Genomic DNA, 19779 nt, shown 5'->3' with positions numbered 1-19779 from the left:
AGGTTTAATCTTCTTTACGTAAACCTAAACCTAAGTCATGCAATTTTGCTTTAACTTCTTCCAATGATTTACGTCCTAAGTTACGGACTTTGATCATTTCTGGCTCAGATTTATTCGTAAGTTCTTGTACAGTATTGATTCCTGCACGTTTTAAGCAATTATAAGAGCGAACAGATAAGTCTAATTCTTCAATCGTCATTTCTAACATTTTTTCTTTTTGTGTTTCTTCTTTTTCGACCATGATTTCAGCGTTTTTCGCTTCATCAGTTAGGTTGACAAAGATGTCTAAATGTTCAGTCATGATTTTTGCAGATAAACTCATTGCTTCCAATGGTTCGATTGAACCATCTGTCCAGATCTCCATTGTCAATTTATCAAAATCTTCACGATGTCCAACACGTGTGTTTTCTACTTGGTAGTTGACACGACGTACAGGCGTGTAGATTGAATCGACTGGAAGAACACCAATTGGCATATCTTCTTTTTTGTTTTCATCTGCTTGAACATAACCACGTCCTGGTTTCACCGTTAGGCGAGCATGGAACGTAGCACCTTCAGATACACTGCAGATGTACATATCTTTGTTAAGAATTTCTACCTCACTATCAACGATAATATCGCCAGCAGTTACTGTAGCAGGTCCGGTAATATCGATCTCAAGGGTTTTTTCTTCTTGACCATACATTTTCAGTGCTAAACCTTTAATGTTCAAGATGATTTGAGTGACGTCTTCTCTAACACCTTTGATGGTAGAGAATTCATGCAGTACACCATCGATTTGAATATTAGTGATGGCAGCACCTGGCAAAGAAGATAATAAAATACGACGTAGGGAATTCCCTAAAGTAGTCCCATACCCTCTTTCAAGAGGTTCAACGATGAACTTGCCATAATCTTTTTCTTCATCAATTTTTGCGATTCTTGGTTTTTCGAACTCAATCATTCTTATCTTTACCCCTTTCAAAACGAAAAGTGTCTTGTTCAATGACGTTACTAATAGAACTCAAAATGAGAGGCACTCATTAAACACGACGGCGTTTTGGAGGGCGGGCACCATTATGAGGAACTGGAGTCACGTCACGAATTGCAGTCACTTCTAAACCTGTTGCTTGTAATGAACGAATTGCTGCTTCACGTCCAGAACCAGGTCCCTTAACTGTTACTTCAACAGTTTTTAATCCGTGTTCCATTGCTGCTTTTGTAGCTGTTTCTGCTGCCATTTGAGCGGCAAAAGGAGTTGATTTTTTGCTTCCTTTGAAACCTAATGAACCAGCTGATGACCACGCTAAAGCATTTCCGTGAGTATCAGTGATCATGATGATTGTGTTGTTGAATGTAGAGTGGATATGTGCAATCCCAGCTTCTATATTCTTTTTCACACGGCGTTTACGATTCACTTTTTTTGCTACCATGAAGATTTAACCTCCTTCACTTAAGAATTATTTTTTCTTGCCAGCGATAGCGCGAGCTGGGCCTTTACGAGTACGTGCATTGTTTTTCGTGTTTTGTCCACGAACAGGCAATCCACGACGGTGACGGATTCCACGGTAAGAACCGATTTCCATCAAGCGTTTGATGTTTAAGTTCACTTCACGACGAAGATCCCCTTCAACTTTTAATTTATCTACTTCTGCACGGATAGCATCTGTTTGTTCATTCGTTAATTCACGAACGCGAACATCTTCAGATACGCCAGCATTAGCTAAGATTTGTTTCGCAGTAGTGTTACCAATACCATAGATATAAGTAAGTGAAACTACTACACGTTTATCACGAGGAATATCTACTCCTGCAATACGAGCCATATTTAGTGCACCTCCATTTATCCTTGACGTTGTTTATGTTTTGGATTTGCTGGGCAAATCACCATAACGCGTCCTTTACGACGAATTACTTTACAATGTTCACACATTGGTTTTACTGATGGTCTTACTTTCATGATAATACCTCCTGTAGTTTTACGGAGTACAATTATTTAAAGCGATAAGTAATACGGCCACGGTTTAAATCATATGGAGACAATTCAACCGTCACTTTGTCACCAGGTAGAATACGAATGTAGTGCATACGAATTTTACCTGAAACAGTAGCAAGAACTTGGTGTCCGTTTTCTAGTTCAACTTTAAACATTGCATTCGGCAAAGTTTCGACGACTGTACCTTCGACTTCAATCATATCTTCTTTTGCCACGCACAGTACCTCCTTGTACTTGTTTCGCATTTTCACACGATAAAATGGCGGAAACTGCAGTTCCCACCTCAAAATTCTCAAAATGGATCATCTAGAGGATTCTCTAGAAGTCGGACTGACATATTCTATCATAATTTATTGAACTTGACAAGAGTAACTGCTTAATGCAAGTCGGCTACGGGCAATCGTGCTATTTTTCAATGATTTTTTGGACATCAGTAAATACAGCATCGATTTCACGATCACCATCGATAGTGTGTAGCAAACCTTGTTCTTTATAATAAGCCAAGATTGGTTCACTATTTTTGATGTTGATAGCCAGACGATTTTTAACCGTCTCAGGTTTATCATCTTCTCTTTGATAGAATTCATGCCCACCACAACGATCACATGTGTCTTCAACTTTTGTAGGGTTGAAAATTTTATGGTAAGTTGCTCCACAGTTACGGCAAATGAAGCGGCCTGCTAAACGCTCAACCAAGACTTCTTCACCCACGTGGATATCGATGACAGCATCAATTTGTTTATTTAAATCTTTTAGCATTGCATCTAGAGCTTCTGCTTGCTCGATTGTACGAGGAAAGCCATCTAATAAGAAGCCTTTCTCTGTATCGGGTTCTGCTAAACGCTCTTTTACGATTCCATTTGTTACTTCATCAGGAACTAATGCACCTTTATCCATATAAGACTTTGCTTCCAAGCCAAGAGCTGTTTCATTTTTGATAGCTGCACGAAACATATCTCCTGTTGAGATGTGAGGAATCCCATAAGCGTCAATGATTTTTTCAGCTTGTGTTCCTTTACCTGCACCTGGCAGCCCCATTAAAATGAGGTTCATTGCTTTCCCTCCTAATAAATGTGAGAACGTGTGTTGAGGAAAAACCTCAACACGCTTTCTTACTCAATAAAGCCAACATATTTACGTTTCAGCATTAAGCCTTCTAACTGTTTCGCAGTTTCCAAAGCCACACCGATCACGATCAACAGACTTGTACCACCTAATCCGATTGATTGTGGCAGATCCCAAATCATTTGTGCAATGATTGGTAATAATGCCACTAAACCAAGGAATAGTGCTCCAACTGTACTTAATCGCATCAATAAGCTTGAGACATACTCTTCAGTCCCCTTACCAGGGCGTACACTTGGTATATAGCTTCCTTGCTTTTGTAAGTTCTCCGCTAATTTCTCAGGGTTTACTTGAACAAAGGCATAGAAGAATGTAAATGCGACGATCAATACCGTATAAATCGTTGCGCCAGGCACCGTATTATAGTTAAAGATCTCCATCATTATTTTATACCAGTTTTCAGATCCGAATCGGCCACTTAACGCTTGTAACACAGCATTTGGTGTTGCAATAAATGAACTTGCAAAGATAACCGGAATTACCCCAGCAGCATTTACTTTCAACGGTAGATAACTACTTGTTGGCGCACCTGCTATACGTTTTGTGTACTGAATCGGGATCTTACGTTCAGCTTGTTGGAAAAATGTTACGAATGTCACGATTGCTAGAACCGCAACTAGTAAGATGGCAACGAAAATCGCAGATCTCCAGATATCGGAAGAATTGATATTTACGAAGTAATCTTCATAAATTTCACGTACACTTTCCGGTAATCTTGAAATGATCCCTGCAAAGATGATCATTGACACACCGTTACCGATACCTTTTTCAGTGATTTGTTCACCCAACCAAGTAACAAACATCGTTCCTGCAGTTAAGATCAAACCGATCGTTACATAAGTAGAGACATTTGGATTGTTGACAAAACCTAATTGAGCATATTGGTTAAACCCTGCTGTGATACCGACAGATTGGATAAATGCCAATACTAACGTCAAATATCTTGTTGCCTGATTCAACTTTTTACGACCAACTTCTCCTTGTTTCGACCATTCCACAAAACGTGGCACGATATCCATTTGTAATAATTGGATCACGATCGAAGCAGTAATGTAAGGCGAAACCCCCATCGAAAAGATCGAGAAGTTTTGCATTGCACTACCACTTACCAAGTTCAACATGTTGAAAAACGGTAAGCTAGATAGGTCTTGTAATGAGCTTGCATTTACGCCGGGAACAGTGATATGTGCCCCTAAACGAAAAACAAAGAGAACAAATACAGTAAAAAGGATTTTCGATCTAATATCTTTGACCTTAAAAGCGTCTTTTAATAGTTTAAGCATTAGATCACCTCAACAGAGCCACCAGCCGCTTCGATTGCTTCTTGTGCTGCTTTTGAGAATTTAGCTGCTTTCACAGTTAACTTTTTGTTCAATTCTCCGTTAGCTAAAACTTTGATTCCAGCTTTTTCGTTTTTCACGATTCCAGCTTCTACTAAAGCAACAGGAGTTACTTCAGCTCCGTCTTCAAAGCGATTCAAGACATCTAAATTAACGACTGCGTAGTCCTTACGGTTAACATTTGTAAATCCACGTTTTGGTAAACGACGGAACAATGGTGTTTGTCCCCCTTCGAATCCTAGACGTACACCACCGCCTGAACGAGCTTTTTGTCCTTTTTGACCACGTCCGGCAGTTTTTCCGTTACCTGAAGAAGTACCACGACCAACACGGTTACGTACTTGGCGTGAACCTTCAGCGGGTTTTAATTCATGAAGTTTCATAGGTTTGGCACCTCCTTAATTGTCCTAGTTCTTATTTCATTTGTTTAATTAAACTTCTTCAACGTCCACTAAGTGAGAAACAGTGTTGATCATGCCTTTGATTGCTTCATTAGCAGGCTTAACCACAGAACTGTTAATCTTTGTAAGACCTAACGCTTTAACAGTATCGCGTTGGTTTTGAGGACGTCCGATAATACTGCGTTTTAAAGTTACTTTTAATTCAGCCATTATGTTTGTCCTCCTTATCCGATTAATTCTTCTACTGATTTGCCGCGTAGAGCTGCAACTTCTTCAGCACGTTTTAATTGTTTCAAACCTTCAACAGTTGCGCGAACAACGTTGATTGGTGTGTTTGAGCCTAAAGATTTAGAAGTGATATCTGCTACCCCTGCTAATTCTAATACGGCACGAACTGGTCCACCAGCAGCAACCCCAGAACCTTCAACAGCAGGTTTCATTAGGATTCTACCACCACTAAAAGCACCGATTACTTCGTGTGGGATTGTTGAACCAACCATAGGTACTTCAACTAAGTTTTTCTTCGCATCTTCAATTGCTTTACGGATCGCTTCAGGTACTTCTTGTGCTTTACCAGTACCAAATCCTACGTGTCCGTTTTTGTCACCGACAACAACTAAAGCAGCAAAACGTAGACGACGTCCACCTTTAACAACTTTTGTTACACGGTTAATTGCAACAACGCGGTCTTCTAATTCCAAATGTTTTGGATCGATATAAACCATGAATGGTATTCCTCCTTCTTCTAAAATTCTAGTCCATTTTCGCGAGCAGCTTCAGCTAAAGCTTGCACACGGCCATGGTAAAGGTATCCACCACGGTCAAAGACTACGACTTTAATGCCTTTTTCAGTTGCGCGTTCAGCAACTAATTTACCGACAGCTTGTGCTGCTTCTGTTTTTGTTCCACCTGAAATTTCTTTATCCAAGGTAGAGGCACTTGCTAGCGTTACACCCGCTACGTCATCAATAAGTTGCGCGTAGATGTTTTTGTTAGAACGAAAAACGTTCAAGCGTGGGCGCTCAGCAGTACCAGAGATAGTGTTACGTACACGACGGTGTCTCTTTTGACGTGTTTTGTTCTTATCTGGTTTTGTAATCACAATTGTCACCTCTTTATTTTTATTTTTTCTACTGTCAGACAGTAGAAATGATCAGTTTTGAAAAAATAGAAGCTGCGGCACAAGTAAACTCTCTCTTAATGAAGGCATACTTCAGCAAAATCCTTTTTTCCTGCTGCTGGCTTCTATGAAATTTTTCGAAACGATTATTTACCAGTTTTACCTTCTTTACGGCGTACGAATTCGCCAACATAACGAATACCTTTACCTTTATAAGGTTCTGGAGGACGAGTACCACGGATGTTCGCAGCTAATTCGCCAACTTCTTCTTTGTTCGCACCCTTCACAATTACTTGTGTGTTAGATGGTACTTCAACAGTCACGCCAGCTGGTGGTGTGATTTCTACTGGATGTGAGTAACCAACGTTCAATACAAGTTTTGTTCCTTGCATTTGCGCACGGTACCCAACCCCGATTAATTCTAATCCTTTTTGGAAACCTTCACTAACACCTACAACCATGTTGTTGAAGTTAGCACGAGTTGTTCCATGGATAGTTTTCATTTCTTTACTGTCATTTGGACGAGTGAATGTCACTTCATTTCCTTCGATATTCATTTTGATATCAGCAGAAAATGTACGAGTCAATTCCCCTTTTGGTCCTTTAACTGTAACGTTGTTTCCATCTTGAGTGATAGTTACTCCTTCAGGGATCACAACGATCTTATTTCCAATACGGCTCACTTAAAGACACCTCCTTGTAGATTCTACTTGATTACCATACGTAAGCGATAACTTCGCCGCCGATGTTTTTCTCACGAGCTTCTTTATCAGTGACAACACCTTCAGAAGTCGAAATAATAGCGATACCTAAGCCATTTAAAACTTTTGGCACTTCGCCAGCTTTAACATAAACACGTAAGCCTGGTTTAGAAATACGTTTTAAGTTTGTAATAACACGTTCGCCGCTTTTACCGAATTTTAGGAAAACACGGATCACGCCTTGCTTGTCATCTTCGATATATTCAACATCACGGACGAAACCTTCACGTTTCAAGATTTCAGCGATGTCACGTTTAATTTTTGATGCAGGAACTTCTAAAGCCTCATGTTTAACCATGTTTGCATTACGGATACGAGTTAGAAAATCTGCAATTGGATCTGTCATGACCATTGAACTTTTACCTCCTTCTTATGCGAATTTACTTTTTTACCAGCTAGCTTTCTTCACGCCGGGAATTTGACCTTTATAGGCAAGTTCGCGGAAGCAAATACGGCAAAGATGGAACTTACGATAAACTGAATGTGGACGTCCGCAACGTTCGCAACGAGTGTAAGCTTGTGTTGAATGTTTTGCAGGACGTTTGTTTTTAGCAATCATTGATTTTTTAGCCACGTAGTTCGCCTCCTTTAATTATTTTTGGAATGGCATGCCTAATTGTGTCAACAACTCACGAGATTCTTCATCTGTGTTCGCTGTCGTTACAATGACGATGTCCATACCACGTACTTTATCTACTAAATCATAATCTACTTCTGGGAAGATCAATTGTTCTTTAATACCTAAAGTGTAGTTTCCACGACCATCAAAGGCTTTTTTACTTACACCATGGAAGTCACGTACACGTGGTAGAGAAACTGATACTAATTTATCTAAAAATTCGTACATTCTTTCTCCGCGTAAGGTAACTTTTGCTCCAATTGGCATTCCTTCACGTAAACGGAATCCAGCGATTGATTTTTTAGCTTTTGTGATCATTGGTTTTTGTCCAGTGATCAAAGTTAGTTCTTCAACTGCTTTGTCTAAGTTTTTAGCGTTTGATACCGCATCACCAACACCCATGTTGATGACGATCTTTTCAACTTTAGGTGTTTGCATAACAGAGCTATAGTCAAATTTTTCCATCAATGATGGAGTTACTTCTTTAAGATATTTTTCTTTTAGGCGGTTCATTCAGTAAGACCCTCCTTCCTTAAACTTTTTATTTATCTAAAACTTCACCGGTTTTTTTAGAAACACGGACTTTTTTTCCGTCTACTTCTTTGTAGCCAACTCGGCCAGCTACACCAGTAGAGTCGATGACCATCACGTTAGAAACGTGAAGTGGCGCTTCCATCTCAACAATTCCACCTTGAGGAGCAGCTTGAGAAGGTTTTTGGTGTTTTTTGATCATGTTCACACCTTCGACAACCACTTTATCCTGTTTAGGAAACGCTGCTAATACAACGCCTTCTTTGTTTTTGTCTTTACCGGTGATCACTTTAACTTTATCGCCTTTTTTAACAAACATAACTGTTTCGCACCTCCTTTGTTAAGTGTCTCAAGATTATAAAACTTCTGGTGCTAGAGAAACGATCTTCATGAAGTTGTTTTCACGTAGTTCACGTGCAACTGGCCCAAAGATACGTGTTCCACGAGGGCTTTTATCATCACGAATAATCACTGCAGCATTTTCATCAAACTTGATATATGAACCGTCTGCACGACGAGCTCCTGATTTTGTACGAACGATAACGGCTTTAACGACGTCACCTTTTTTGACAACCCCACCTGGCGTTGCTTGTTTAACCGTAGCAACGATCACATCACCGATATTCGCAGTTTTGCGACCAGATCCGCCAAGGACTTTGATCGTCAAAATTTCACGTGCGCCTGAATTATCAGCGATTCTTAAACGACTTTCTGCTTGGATCACGTTGTGTATCCTCCTTTCAGATTTTGCATTCAATCTATATAGGAAAATCTCGTGTTATTAGATAATAACTGCTTCTTCGACTATTTCCAACAAACGGAAACGTTTTGTAGCTGATAATGGACGAGTTTCCATAATTCTCACGATGTCGCCAACTTTTGCTGTGTTGTTTTCATCATGTACTTTGTACTTCTTAGAATAGTTCATACGTTTACCGTAGATAGGGTGGTTTTTCTTTGTTTCGACAGCAACGGTAATTGTTTTATCCATTTTGTCTGATACCACGCGACCTTGATAAACTTTGCGTTGATTTCTTTCTTCAGTCATACGCTTAATGGCCTCCTTCCATAATTACTTAGCTTGTTCACGCAAAACTGTTTTGATGCGTGCAATCGATTTACGTACTTCTTTAATACGTGCAGTGTTTTCTAATTGACCTGTTGCTAATTGGAATCTAAGATTAAACAATTCTTCTTTTAATTGTTTTTCTTGATCAAGCATTTCGGCAGTGGTTAATTCTCTGATTTCTTTAACCTTCATTCGATTCACCACCCATTTCCTCACGTTTTACGATCTTAGTTTTCATTGGTAATTTGTGAGAAGCTAAACGTAATGCTTCACGAGCTACTTCTTCAGAAACGCCTGCAATTTCAAACATGATTTTACCACGTTTTACTGGTGCAACCCATCCTTCAGGAGCCCCTTTACCTTTACCCATACGAACGCCGATCGCTTTAGATGTATATGATTTATGAGGGAAAATTTTGATCCATACTTTCCCGCCACGTTTCATGTAACGAGTCATAGCAATACGAGAAGCTTCGATCTGACGGTTTGTGATCCAGTGTGATTCAACAGCTTGTAAGCCGTATTCACCGAATGCTACTTCTTTTCCGCCTTTTGCTTCACCACGCATTTTTCCGCGGAATTCACGACGGTGTTTTACACGTTTAGGTACTAACATGTTTATTTCCCTCCTTTCTCAGTGTTTTTTTTAGTTGGAAGAATTTCTCCACGATAGATCCACACTTTAACTCCTAGTTTTCCGTATGTTGTATCTGCTTCTTCCCATGCGTAATCAATATCCGCACGCAAAGTGTGAAGAGGAACTGTTCCTTCTGAGTATCCTTCTGAACGAGCGATATCCGCACCGTTTAGACGTCCAGATACTTGAGTTTTGATCCCTTTAGCGCCAGAACGCATTGAACGTTGGATCGCTTGTTTTTGAGCGCGACGGAATGCAACACGGTTTTCTAATTGACGTGCAATTCCTTCACCTACTAATTTAGCATCTAAATCTGGTTTTTTGATTTCCACGATGTTGATATGGATTCTTTTACCAGTTAATTTGTTTAATTCTTTTCTTAGGTTTTCGACTTCAGATCCGCCTTTACCAATAACCATACCTGGTTTAGCTGTGTGGATTGAAATGTTTACGCGGCCAGTTGCGCGTTCGATTTCAATTGTTGATACAGCAGCATCAGCAAGTCTAGTTGAAATAAATTTACGGATTCTTAAATCTTCGTGTAAGAACTCTGCATACTCTTTTTCAGCAAACCATTTTGCATCCCAGTCGCGGATGATGCCTACACGCATTCCAATTGGATGTACTTTTTGACCCACAGATTATCCCTCCTTATTTTTCTGATACGACTACCGTGATATGACTTGTACGTTTGTTGATTGGTGAAGCTGAACCTTTTGCACGTGGACGGAAACGTTTCATTGTTGGTCCTTCGTTAACAAATGCTTCAGATACTACCAAGTTCTCAACATCTAAGTCAAAGTTGTTTTCTGCATTTGCAATTGCTGACATCAATACTTTCTCGATGATCCCAGCAGATTTGTTTGGTGTGAATTTCAAAATTGAAATTGCATCCGCAACACTTTTACCTCTGATAAGGTCAATTACTAGACGCGCTTTACGAGGTGAAGTGCGAACTGTTTTTGCAGTTGCTTTAGCTGATGTGATTTGTTCTGCCATTTGCTTTTATCCTCCCCTCGAATTAGCGTCTCGTTTTTTTGTCGTCAGCGACATGCCCACGATAAGTTCTAGTTGGTGCGAATTCACCTAATTTGTGTCCTACCATATCTTCTTGGATGTAAACTGGTACGTGTTTACGTCCATCATATACTGCGATGGTATATCCAACAAAACTTGGGAAAATTGTCGAACGACGAGACCAAGTTTTGATTACTTTTTTCTTTTCGGCCCCTGCTTGAGCTTCAACTTTACTCATTAAATGCTCATCAACGAAAGGCCCTTTCTTTAAACTACGACCCATGGTGAACCTCCTCTCAAAATGTGCGACACATGGTCAAAGTAATTATTTATTTTTACGACGAACGATAAGTTTGTCTGATTTAGCTTTCTTGTTACGAGTTTTGTAACCAAGAGCTGGTTGACCCCAAGGAGAAACTGGAGCTTTACGTCCGATTGGAGCTTTACCTTCACCACCACCGTGTGGGTGATCGTTAGGGTTCATTACGCTACCACGTACAGTTGGGCGTTTACGCATCCAACGAGAGCGGCCAGCTTTACCAATATTGATAAGTTCGTGTTGTTCGTTACCTACAGAACCGATTGTTGCACGGCATGCAGCTAAGATCATGCGAACTTCACCAGAGTTCAAGCGGATCAATACGTATTTGCCTTCTTTACCAAGTACTTGAGCACTTGTACCAGCAGAACGGATCAATTGTCCACCTTTACCAGGTTTCATTTCAATATTGTGGATCACAGTACCAACTGGAATGTTTTCTAAAGGAAGAGCATTTCCGACTTTGATATCTGCTTCAGGACCTGAAACAAGTTTCATTCCAACTTGTAGTCCTTTTGGTGCTAAGATGTAAGCTTTCACTCCATCTTCATAATGTACTAACGCGATGTTAGCTGAACGGTTTGGATCATATTCGATCGTTTGAACAGTAGCAACAACGTTGTCTTTGTTACGTTTGAAATCGATCACGCGGTATTGGCGTTTGTGTCCGCCACCTTGATGACGTACAGTGATGCGGCCGTTGTTATTACGTCCAGCATGGTTTTTCAATGGCTGTAACAATGTTTTTTCAGGTGTTGATGTTGTGATTTCAGCAAAATCAGAACCTGTCATGTTACGACGGCCATTTGTGGTAGGTTTGTACTTTTTAATCGCCACGTTTTCCCCTCCTAATTTAATCAGTTATCGAGTGTTGCTTATTCAGCAGCTTCGAATAATTGGATTTCTTTTGAATCTTCAGTCAATGTAACGATCGCTTTGCGACGTTTTTTTGTATATCCTGCATATTTGCCCATACGTTTGAATTTCGCACGTACGTTCACGATGTTCACGTTTTTGACTTTCACGTCAAAAGCAGCTTCAACCGCTTGTTTTACTAAAGTTTTGTTTGCGCGAGTGTCTACTTCGAAAGTATATTTCTTGTCATCCATGGCAAGCATTGATTTCTCAGTGATCACTGGGCGTTTGATTACGTCTAGTAAGTTCATTATGCAAGCACCTCCTCAATTTGAGTAAGAGCAGTTTGTGTTGCTAAAACTTTTGTATTTGATACAACATCTAGAACGCTAACGTTGTCAGAAGTTACTACAGAAACGTTTGATAAGTTACGTGCAGATAAAGCTGCAAAGTCGTTACCAGGTTCTAGTACAACCAATACTTTAGAGTCAATAGATAATTTAGCAAGAACTTCTTTGAATTCTTTTGTTTTTGGTGCATCAAAGCTTAATCCTTCGATTGCTACCAAGTTGTTTTCAGCAACTTTTTCTGACAATACAGATTTCATTGCTAAACGACGAACTTTTTTAGGAAGTTTGTAGCTGTAAGAACGTGGTGTTGGTCCGAAGACTACGCCACCTCCACGCCATTGCGGTGAACGGATTGATCCTTGACGAGCACGACCAGTTCCTTTTTGACGCCATGGTTTACGGCCACCGCCTCGAACAGCGCTACGGTTTTTAACCGCATGTGTTCCTTGTCTTAATGATGCGCGTTGCATAACGATTGCGTCGTAAACAACACTTTCATTTGGTTCAATTCCGAAGATTTCTTCGTTAAGAGTGATTTCACCTTTTTGGCTTCCATCTTGTTTGAATAATGCTACATTCGGCATTCCTTAGTTCCTCCTTTCTTCCTACTATTATTTAGCTTTCACAGCTGATTTGATAGTGATTAATGATTTTTTCGCTCCAGGAACGTTACCTTTGATCAAGATTACGTTTCTTTCAGCATCTACACGTACAACTTCCAAGTTTTGGATAGTTACGCGGTTGCCACCCATACGGCCAGCAAGACGTTTGTTTTTGAATACACGGTTAGGTGCAACTGGACCCATTGACCCAGGACGACGATGGTAGCGAGAACCGTGAGCCATTGGTCCGCGGCTTTGGCCGTGACGTTTGATAACCCCTTGGAATCCTTTACCTTTCGTAGTACCTGTTACATCAATAATGTCTCCTGCTTGGAAAACATCAACTGTAATTTCTTTTCCTACTTCATATTCTCCTAGCTCAACATTTTTGAATTCACGAATGAAGCGCTTAGGAGCCGTGTTTGCTTTTGCAACATGACCTTTCGCAGGTTTGTTTGATAAAACTTCACGTTTGTCTTGGTAACCAACTTGAATAGCTTCGTAGCCATCAGTTTCCATTGTTTTTACTTGTAGTACTACGTTTGGCGTAGCTTCTACAACAGTAACTGGAATTAATTCGCCAGATTCAGTGAAGATTTGTGTCATTCCCACTTTTTTCCCTAAGATTCCTTTGGTCATGAGTACACCTCCATTATTATTAGTTTAGTTTTTATAGTTTGATTTCGATGTTAACACCTGATGGTAAGTCAAGCTTCATTAAAGCATCAACTGTTTTTGGTGTTGGGTTCACAATGTCGATAAGACGTTTGTGTGTACGCATTTCGAATTGTTCGCGTGAATCTTTGTATTTGTGAGTCGCACGAATAACTGTGTAAAGACTGCGTTCAGTTGGTAATGGAATTGGACCAGAAACGCCAGCTCCAGTTCTTTTTGCAGTTTCCACGATTTTATCCGCTGATTGATCTAAAATACGGTGTTCATACGCTTTTAAACGGATACGAATTTTTTGTTTTGCCATCTTGTTCCCTCCTTCGCCTATTTTGAAAAGTAGACATAGCTCCACGAAAATTTCCGTCACGCTCGTTCGTGGCAAAGCGTCCGGGCGTGTCGCAACCTCTCGTTTCTTAGCCGACAAAATCATTTTGATTTCGTCTGTGCCATTCACCTAAGGTAAACGCACCTTTGTCATTATAATATATCTAAATTCACAACGCAAGGTTTTTTTGCTGTAAAAAACAATTTATTTTCATAAGTTTTCATTTAGCTAAAAAACGAGAAATTCTTCTCTATTTATAGGAGGATTTGTTGTTTTCCTTCCGATTTTCATTCACCTATTTAGATAAAAAAGAAAATTCACTACATATTAAGAATATTTTTGGATATCCCCCAATTTCATAGCCTCTCTCCTAACGAATCGTTTGCTCAAATAAAAAAAGTTCGAGGCAAAGGATCAAGATCCTTACCTCGAACTTCAACGTCCGAATAAATGTTACTTTGTTAGGCTTAAAATGAATTAAGCTTTGATTTCTGTAACGACACCGGCACCAACTGTACGTCCGCCTTCACGGATTGAGAATTTAGTACCGTTTTCGATAGCGATTGGGTGGATTAATTCAACTTCCATTGTTACGTTGTCGCCAGGCATAACCATTTCAGTTCCTTCTGGTAATTCAACAACACCAGTTACGTCAGTCGTACGGAAGTAGAATTGTGGACGGTAGTTAGTGAAGAATGGAGTATGACGTCCACCTTCTTCTTTAGTCAACACGTATACTTCTGCAGAGAATTTTGTATGAGGTGTGATTGTACCTGGTTTAGCTAAAACTTGACCACGTTGGATGTCTTCACGTGAAACACCACGTAGTAACGCACCAATGTTATCGCCTGCTTCAGCGTAGTCTAATAATTTACGGAACATTTCAACACCAGTTACAGTTGTTTGAGCTGTTTCTTCTGCGATACCAACGATATCGATAACGTCACCAACACGAACTTGTCCACGTTCAACACGTCCTGTAGCAACAGTACCACGACCAGTGATTGAGAATACGTCCTCAACTGGCATCATGAATGGTTTGTCGTTATCACGTTCTGGAGTTGGGATATATTCGTCAACTGCAGCCATCAATTCAAGAATTTTTTCTTCGTATGAAGCGTCGCCTTCTAAAGCTCTTAAAGCTGAACCAGCGATTACAGGAACATCGTCACCAGGGAATTCGTATTCTGTTAATAGGTCACGAACTTCCATTTCAACTAATTCAAGTAATTCTTCGTCATCAACCATATCTACTTTGTTCAAGAATACAACGATGTATGGTACACCAACTTGACGAGATAATAGGATGTGTTCACGAGTTTGAGGCATAGGGCCGTCAGCAGCAGAAACAACTAAGATTGCTCCGTCCATTTGAGCAGCACCAGTGATCATGTTTTTAACGTAGTCCGCGTGTCCTGGGCAGTCAACGTGAGCATAGTGACGTGCGTCAGTTTCGTACTCAACGTGAGCTGTTGAAATAGTGATTCCGCGTTCGCGTTCTTCAGGAGCACCATCGATTTGATCGTAAGCCATTGCTTGGCCGCCGTTTTTCTTAGATAGTACAGTTGTGATTGCAGCTGTTAAAGTTGTTTTACCATGGTCAACGTGTCCGATAGTACCAATGTTAACGTGTGGTTTCGAACGGTCAAATTTTTCTTTTGCCATTTTAAAATATCCTCCCTAAAATTACAGTTTAATTTTTATTTGTCTGATAGGTATGTGATAGACAAAATTGCCGATCACATGCCCGTATCATCAAAAGTTATTTTACACGAAACTGCATAAAAAATACAGTCTCTAGATAAATCTCTTCACGAGACTACCTTGCTTTAAGAAATTATTCAGCTTTTCCGCCGTTTTTCTTAATGATTTCTTCTTGAACAGATTTCGGTACGTCTTCGTAGTGGTCAAATACCATCATGAATGTACCACGACCTTGAGTTGCTGAACGCAATGTAGTCGCGTATCCGAACATTTCTGCCAATGGAACGATTGCATTAACGATTTGTGAATTACCGTGTGCTTCCATTCCTTCAACACGTCCGCGTCGGCTTGTTACGTGTCCCATGATATCACCTAAGTAATCTTCTGGTACAGTAATCGTAACTTTCATCATTGGTTCAAGGATCACAGGACGTGCGTGTTTTGCAGCAGCTCTTAGAGCCATTGATGCAGCAACACGGAACGCTGTTTCATTTGAATCGACGTCATGGTATGAACCATCGTAAAGTTTTGCTTTGATATCCACTAATGGGTATCCAGCAAGAACACCGTTATTCATTGATTCTTCTAATCCTTTTTCAACTGCTGGGATGTATTCACGTGGAACCACACCACCAACGATTGCGTTTTCGAATTCGAAGCCTTTTCCTTCTTCGTTTGGTGTAAATTCAACCCATACGTGACCGTATTGACCTTTACCACCAGACTGACGTACGAATTTACCTTCCGCTTTTGTTGCTTCACGGAATGTTTCGCGGTAAGAAACTTGAGGCGCACCAACGTTTGCTTCAACTTTAAATTCGCGTTTCATACGGTCTACTAATACGTCCAAGTGCAACTCACCCATACCTGAGATAACTGTTTCACCTGTTTCAACGTTTGTTTCAACACGGAATGAAGGATCTTCTTCTGCAAGTTTTTGCAACGCAACACCCATTTTATCTTGGTCAGCTTTTGATTTAGGCTCAACAGCGACTTGGATAACTGGTTCTGGGAATTCGATTGATTCAAGGATAACTGGTGCATCTAACGCACACAATGTGTCCCCTGTTGTAGTATCTTTCAATCCAACAGCAGCGGCGATATCACCTGAATACACTTTGTCGATTTCTTGACGTGTGTTTGCGTGCATTTGTAGAATACGACCGATACGCTCTTTTTTGCCTTTTGATGCGTTCAATACGTATGAACCACTTTCAAGGACACCAGAGTAGACACGGAAGAAAGTTAGACGACCTACGAATGGGTCAGTCATTACTTTAAATGCTAATGAAGCAAAAGGAGCTTCGTCATCTGCAGGACGAGTTGTTTCTTCGTCTGTTTTTGAGTCAATACCTTTGATTGCTTCGATATCTAGTGGTGATGGCAAGTAATCAAGAACAGCATCCAACATCAATTGGACCCCTTTATTCTTGAATGCTGAACCAGCTAACACAGGGAAGAACTCAACGTTGATTGTTGCACGGCGGATACCGGCAATCAATTCTTCTTGAGTGATTTCTTCACCTTCAAGATATTTCATCATTAGTTCTTCGTCTGTTTCAGCAACAGCTTCGACTAATTTTTCACGCCATTCTTGTGCTTGTTCTGCATATTCTTCAGGGATTTCAGTTTCTTGGATGTCTGTGCCTAGATCGTTTGTGTAGATCTCTGCTTTCATCGTTACCAAGTCAATGATACCTGTGAAGTTATCTTCAGAACCGATTGGCAATTGGATTGGATGCGCGTTCGCTTGTAAGCGATCGTGCAATGATTTTACTGAGTATAAGAAGTCTGCACCGATTTTATCCATTTTGTTACAGAATACGATACGAGGTACTCGGTACTCAGTTGCTTGACGCCAAACAGTTTCAGTTTGAGGTTCAACACCTGATTGTGCATCAAGTACAGTTACAGCACCATCCAATACACGTAGAGAACGTTGAACTTCAATTGTGAAGTCTACGTGTCCTGGTGTATCGATGATATTTACGCGGTAACCTTTCCACTGCGCAGTAGTGGCAGCAGATGTAATCGTGATACCACGTTCTTGTTCTTGTTCCATCCAGTCCATCTGTGAAGCTCCTTCGTGAGTTTCACCGATTTTATGGATTTTACCAGTATAGTACAAGATACGCTCTGTTGTTGTAGTTTTACCTGCATCAACGTGAGCCATGATACCAATATTACGAGTTTTTTCTAGCGAAAATTCTCTTGCCATTTTCTTACTCCTCTCTTTGTTTAAATCGATTGTAAATTGACTTTCTGCTGTGGGGTTAGCCGACAGACAGAGAGGATCTTACCAACGATAATGAGCAAATGCGCGGTTCGCGTCTGCCATTTTGTGTGTGTCTTCGCGTTTTTTAACAGAAGCTCCAGTATTGTTTGCAGCGTCCATGATTTCTTTCGCTAAGCGTTCTTCCATTGTGTGTTCACCGCGCAAGCGAGCGTAGTTAACTACCCAACGTAGCGCTAAAGTCGTACGACGTTCAGGGCGAACTTCAACTGGTACTTGATAGTTTGAACCCCCAACACGACGTGCTTTAACTTCAAGAACAGGCATAACATTGTTCATTGCTTGTTCAAACACTTCTAATGGATCGTTACCTGTAGATTCTTTGATCAAATCAAAGGCATTATAGATAATATTAGCAGCAACACCGCGTTTTCCATCAACCATTACACGGTTGATCAAGCGAGTTACTAATTTTGAGTTATAAATAGGATCTGGTAAAACATCACGTTTTGCAACAGGACCTTTACGTGGCATCCGTAACTCCTCCTTCCGAAATATTCTTCATAGTTGATCGAACGACTATTATATAGTAGGTTCGATTTTCATTTGTAGTAAATAATTAAAATTAAGCTTTAGGTCTTTTCGTACCGTATTTAGAACGGCTTTGTTTACGGTCGTTCACACCAGCAGTATCTAGTGCACCACGAACGATATGATAACGTACCCCTGGTAAGTCTTTTACACGTCCACCGCGTAATAGTACCACGCTATGCTCTTGTAAATTGTGACCAATCCCTGGGATATAAGCAGTAACTTCAATTAAGTTTGACAAACGAACACGAGCATATTTACGTAAAGCTGAGTTCGGTTTTTTAGGTGTCATTGTTCCCACACGTGTAGCTACCCCACGTTTTTGAGGAGAGTTCACGTTTGTTTGAGTTTTCTTAAAGCTGTTATATCCTTTGTTCAAAGCAGGTGAATTAGATTTTTCCACCTTTGATTTACGAGGTTTACGTACTAATTGGTTAATTGTAGGCATTCCTAGTTCCTCCTTCCCACGATTCACATCTAGTTCCACACATCCAGGTGGTTCTTTTTTTGCGATAAAAAATAAATGCAGTTATGCATCTTTATCAAATATGCTTTGATAAACAGTCAGCACGTCTCTTAACAGAGACCTGTAGATAAAGCACCTTGGTTAGAATATCACGGATAAAAAAGAATGTCAACCAAACATATACATTTTTTTCGATCCTATAAAAATTGTGTTATGCTCCCTATCTTTTTCGATTAAATCAAGATAAAATAGCAGTTAAAGAGCTATAAAAATGCTGGAGGGATAGAAATGAACTTAAAGCAATTAGTAGGCATTAAAGCGGCAGAATTTGTTGAAGATGGCATGATCGTTGGACTTGGAACTGGTTCTACTGCCTATTATATGGTAGAAGAAATTGGCCGACGCATGCGCGAAGAAGGATTGAAAATCACTGGTGTCACTACTTCTAGCGGTACAAAAGCACAAGCAGAAAGCTTAGGTATCCCTTTGAAAAGTATTGATGAAGTCCCAGTCGTCGATTTGACGATCGATGGTGCCGATGAAATCAGTGCCGATTTTCAGGGAATCAAAGGTGGCGGTGCTGCTCTTTTATTTGAAAAGATTGTTGCATCTTATTCAAAACAAACGATCTGGATCGTCGATGGATCAAAAATGGTGGATCAACTAGGGCGCTTTCCACTCCCTGTCGAAGTCATCCCTTATGGTTCTCAACAACTGATGCGTCTTTTTGAAGAAAAAAACTATCAGCCTGTATTACGTCACACAGAAACTGGGGAGACCGTCGTAACAGATAGTGGGCATTATATTATTGACCTTCATTTAGAACGAATCGAGGATCCCGAAAAATTAGCGACTTATTTGGATCAATTAGTCGGTGTCGTCGAACACGGCTTGTTTTTAAATATGGTTTCAAAGGTTGTCGTTGCCTCTGAAAATGGCGTGTCTGTACTCGATACTCCCTTTCAAAAATAATGCGAAAGAGATTCGTTGAAAATGCCTAAAAAAACTATCTTTTTCAGTTACTTTATGCTACATTTTTACTTGTCTCAAACACTTAGAAAACTTTG

General features: G+C 40.2%; 33 protein-coding genes. 1 reads left to right on the top strand and 32 read right to left on the bottom strand.

Going from position 1 to position 19779, the window contains the following annotated elements; all coding sequences use genetic code 11:
• Positions 1 to 4 precede the first annotated feature (4 nt).
• The 32 genes from IGK77_RS00620 to rpsL form a co-directional block, all read right to left on the bottom strand.
• Positions 5 to 943 carry a DNA-directed RNA polymerase subunit alpha gene (locus tag IGK77_RS00620; protein ID WP_005880735.1) on the bottom strand — a complete coding sequence of 313 codons (939 nt, stop codon included), beginning with the start codon at positions 941 to 943 and terminating at the stop codon, positions 5 to 7.
• A gap of 79 nt (positions 944 to 1022) precedes the next feature.
• The gene (rpsK, locus tag IGK77_RS00615) at positions 1023 to 1412 is read right to left on the bottom strand and encodes a 30S ribosomal protein S11 (RefSeq protein ID WP_010734450.1); all 390 of its coding nucleotides are present in this window, start codon (positions 1410 to 1412) and stop codon (positions 1023 to 1025) included.
• 27 nt (positions 1413 to 1439) lie between these two features.
• Complete coding sequence (gene rpsM / locus IGK77_RS00610) at positions 1440 to 1805, bottom strand: 30S ribosomal protein S13 (RefSeq protein WP_010734451.1); 366 nt, start codon at positions 1803 to 1805, stop codon at positions 1440 to 1442.
• A gap of 17 nt (positions 1806 to 1822) precedes the next feature.
• Positions 1823 to 1939, bottom strand: a complete 117-nt coding sequence (gene rpmJ, locus IGK77_RS00605; RefSeq protein WP_002288710.1) for a 50S ribosomal protein L36 — start codon at positions 1937 to 1939, stop codon at positions 1823 to 1825.
• A gap of 32 nt (positions 1940 to 1971) precedes the next feature.
• Positions 1972 to 2190, bottom strand: coding sequence for a translation initiation factor IF-1 (gene infA / locus IGK77_RS00600; RefSeq protein ID WP_002288695.1), 219 nt, complete (start codon positions 2188 to 2190; stop codon positions 1972 to 1974).
• A 190-nt stretch (positions 2191 to 2380) separates the two neighbouring features.
• On the bottom strand, positions 2381 to 3028 hold the full coding sequence (locus IGK77_RS00595) for an adenylate kinase (protein WP_010734452.1): 648 nt from the start codon (positions 3026 to 3028) through the stop codon (positions 2381 to 2383).
• A 59-nt stretch (positions 3029 to 3087) separates the two neighbouring features.
• Complete coding sequence (secY, locus tag IGK77_RS00590; protein ID WP_023518901.1) at positions 3088 to 4383, bottom strand: preprotein translocase subunit SecY; 1296 nt, start codon at positions 4381 to 4383, stop codon at positions 3088 to 3090.
• Positions 4383 to 4823: a 50S ribosomal protein L15 gene (gene rplO / locus IGK77_RS00585; protein ID WP_010734454.1), complete on the bottom strand. Its 441-nt coding sequence runs from the start codon at positions 4821 to 4823 to the stop codon at positions 4383 to 4385. The genes secY and rplO overlap by 1 nt, the downstream gene beginning before the upstream one ends.
• A gap of 48 nt (positions 4824 to 4871) precedes the next feature.
• Positions 4872 to 5051 carry a 50S ribosomal protein L30 gene (gene rpmD / locus IGK77_RS00580; protein ID WP_010734455.1) on the bottom strand — a complete coding sequence of 60 codons (180 nt, stop codon included), beginning with the start codon at positions 5049 to 5051 and terminating at the stop codon, positions 4872 to 4874.
• A 14-nt stretch (positions 5052 to 5065) separates the two neighbouring features.
• Complete coding sequence (gene rpsE / locus IGK77_RS00575) at positions 5066 to 5566, bottom strand: 30S ribosomal protein S5 (protein WP_010734456.1); 501 nt, start codon at positions 5564 to 5566, stop codon at positions 5066 to 5068.
• 20 nt (positions 5567 to 5586) lie between these two features.
• The gene (gene rplR / locus IGK77_RS00570; protein ID WP_010734457.1) at positions 5587 to 5943 is read right to left on the bottom strand and encodes a 50S ribosomal protein L18; all 357 of its coding nucleotides are present in this window, start codon (positions 5941 to 5943) and stop codon (positions 5587 to 5589) included.
• Positions 5944 to 6107: 164 nt separating this feature from the next.
• Positions 6108 to 6644 (bottom strand): 50S ribosomal protein L6, encoded by a 537-nt coding sequence (gene rplF, locus IGK77_RS00565; RefSeq protein WP_010734458.1) that lies wholly within the window; start codon positions 6642 to 6644, stop codon positions 6108 to 6110.
• A gap of 31 nt (positions 6645 to 6675) precedes the next feature.
• Positions 6676 to 7074 (bottom strand): 30S ribosomal protein S8, encoded by a 399-nt coding sequence (gene rpsH / locus IGK77_RS00560; protein ID WP_010734459.1) that lies wholly within the window; start codon positions 7072 to 7074, stop codon positions 6676 to 6678.
• Positions 7075 to 7110: 36 nt separating this feature from the next.
• Entirely contained in the window at positions 7111 to 7296 is a 186-nt protein-coding gene (locus IGK77_RS00555; RefSeq protein ID WP_002356214.1) for a type Z 30S ribosomal protein S14, read from the bottom strand.
• An 18-nt stretch (positions 7297 to 7314) separates the two neighbouring features.
• Positions 7315 to 7854 (bottom strand): 50S ribosomal protein L5, encoded by a 540-nt coding sequence (gene rplE / locus IGK77_RS00550; RefSeq protein WP_010734460.1) that lies wholly within the window; start codon positions 7852 to 7854, stop codon positions 7315 to 7317.
• A 28-nt stretch (positions 7855 to 7882) separates the two neighbouring features.
• Positions 7883 to 8191: a 50S ribosomal protein L24 gene (gene rplX, locus IGK77_RS00545; RefSeq protein WP_010734461.1), complete on the bottom strand. Its 309-nt coding sequence runs from the start codon at positions 8189 to 8191 to the stop codon at positions 7883 to 7885.
• A 36-nt stretch (positions 8192 to 8227) separates the two neighbouring features.
• On the bottom strand, positions 8228 to 8596 hold the full coding sequence (gene rplN / locus IGK77_RS00540; protein WP_010734462.1) for a 50S ribosomal protein L14: 369 nt from the start codon (positions 8594 to 8596) through the stop codon (positions 8228 to 8230).
• Positions 8597 to 8653: 57 nt separating this feature from the next.
• Complete coding sequence (gene rpsQ / locus IGK77_RS00535; RefSeq protein WP_010734463.1) at positions 8654 to 8920, bottom strand: 30S ribosomal protein S17; 267 nt, start codon at positions 8918 to 8920, stop codon at positions 8654 to 8656.
• Between the two features lie 24 nt (positions 8921 to 8944).
• Entirely contained in the window at positions 8945 to 9133 is a 189-nt protein-coding gene (gene rpmC, locus IGK77_RS00530) for a 50S ribosomal protein L29 (protein ID WP_002288664.1), read from the bottom strand.
• Positions 9123 to 9557 carry a 50S ribosomal protein L16 gene (gene rplP / locus IGK77_RS00525; RefSeq protein WP_010734464.1) on the bottom strand — a complete coding sequence of 145 codons (435 nt, stop codon included), beginning with the start codon at positions 9555 to 9557 and terminating at the stop codon, positions 9123 to 9125. The genes rpmC and rplP overlap by 11 nt, the downstream gene beginning before the upstream one ends.
• A gap of 2 nt (positions 9558 to 9559) precedes the next feature.
• Positions 9560 to 10216, bottom strand: a complete 657-nt coding sequence (rpsC, locus tag IGK77_RS00520) for a 30S ribosomal protein S3 (RefSeq protein WP_010734465.1) — start codon at positions 10214 to 10216, stop codon at positions 9560 to 9562.
• 13 nt (positions 10217 to 10229) lie between these two features.
• The gene (gene rplV, locus IGK77_RS00515; protein WP_010734466.1) at positions 10230 to 10577 is read right to left on the bottom strand and encodes a 50S ribosomal protein L22; all 348 of its coding nucleotides are present in this window, start codon (positions 10575 to 10577) and stop codon (positions 10230 to 10232) included.
• A gap of 22 nt (positions 10578 to 10599) precedes the next feature.
• The gene (gene rpsS, locus IGK77_RS00510) at positions 10600 to 10878 is read right to left on the bottom strand and encodes a 30S ribosomal protein S19 (protein ID WP_010734467.1); all 279 of its coding nucleotides are present in this window, start codon (positions 10876 to 10878) and stop codon (positions 10600 to 10602) included.
• 42 nt (positions 10879 to 10920) lie between these two features.
• Complete coding sequence (gene rplB / locus IGK77_RS00505; protein ID WP_010734468.1) at positions 10921 to 11751, bottom strand: 50S ribosomal protein L2; 831 nt, start codon at positions 11749 to 11751, stop codon at positions 10921 to 10923.
• A 38-nt stretch (positions 11752 to 11789) separates the two neighbouring features.
• Positions 11790 to 12080: a 50S ribosomal protein L23 gene (gene rplW / locus IGK77_RS00500; RefSeq protein WP_002290449.1), complete on the bottom strand. Its 291-nt coding sequence runs from the start codon at positions 12078 to 12080 to the stop codon at positions 11790 to 11792.
• Complete coding sequence (gene rplD, locus IGK77_RS00495; protein WP_074799997.1) at positions 12080 to 12703, bottom strand: 50S ribosomal protein L4; 624 nt, start codon at positions 12701 to 12703, stop codon at positions 12080 to 12082. The genes rplW and rplD overlap by 1 nt, the downstream gene beginning before the upstream one ends.
• A 27-nt stretch (positions 12704 to 12730) precedes the next feature.
• Complete coding sequence (gene rplC / locus IGK77_RS00490) at positions 12731 to 13360, bottom strand: 50S ribosomal protein L3 (protein WP_010734470.1); 630 nt, start codon at positions 13358 to 13360, stop codon at positions 12731 to 12733.
• Between the two features lie 31 nt (positions 13361 to 13391).
• Positions 13392 to 13700 carry a 30S ribosomal protein S10 gene (rpsJ, locus tag IGK77_RS00485; RefSeq protein WP_010734471.1) on the bottom strand — a complete coding sequence of 103 codons (309 nt, stop codon included), beginning with the start codon at positions 13698 to 13700 and terminating at the stop codon, positions 13392 to 13394.
• A gap of 495 nt (positions 13701 to 14195) precedes the next feature.
• A complete protein-coding gene (gene tuf / locus IGK77_RS00480; protein ID WP_010734472.1) occupies positions 14196 to 15383 on the bottom strand; it encodes an elongation factor Tu in 1188 nt (395 codons plus the stop codon).
• 172 nt (positions 15384 to 15555) lie between these two features.
• On the bottom strand, positions 15556 to 17640 hold the full coding sequence (gene fusA, locus IGK77_RS00475; protein ID WP_010734473.1) for an elongation factor G: 2085 nt from the start codon (positions 17638 to 17640) through the stop codon (positions 15556 to 15558).
• Positions 17641 to 17718: 78 nt separating this feature from the next.
• Positions 17719 to 18189 carry a 30S ribosomal protein S7 gene (gene rpsG, locus IGK77_RS00470; protein ID WP_010734474.1) on the bottom strand — a complete coding sequence of 157 codons (471 nt, stop codon included), beginning with the start codon at positions 18187 to 18189 and terminating at the stop codon, positions 17719 to 17721.
• 91 nt (positions 18190 to 18280) lie between these two features.
• Positions 18281 to 18694 (bottom strand): 30S ribosomal protein S12, encoded by a 414-nt coding sequence (gene rpsL / locus IGK77_RS00465; RefSeq protein WP_010734475.1) that lies wholly within the window; start codon positions 18692 to 18694, stop codon positions 18281 to 18283.
• Between the two features lie 306 nt (positions 18695 to 19000).
• On the opposite strand from rpsL, the gene rpiA reads away from it, so the two are divergent.
• A complete protein-coding gene (rpiA, locus tag IGK77_RS00460; RefSeq protein WP_071867735.1) occupies positions 19001 to 19684 on the top strand; it encodes a ribose-5-phosphate isomerase RpiA in 684 nt (227 codons plus the stop codon).
• The last annotated feature ends 95 nt before the right edge of the window (positions 19685 to 19779 follow it).

This window comes from Enterococcus sp. DIV0806c, from assembly GCF_051710905.1.
GTDB classification, from domain to species: Bacteria; Bacillota; Bacilli; order Lactobacillales; family Enterococcaceae; genus Enterococcus_B; species Enterococcus_B mundtii.
The sequence above is the reverse complement of the archived record's forward strand: the minus strand, read 5'-3'. Positions and strand labels throughout refer to the sequence as shown.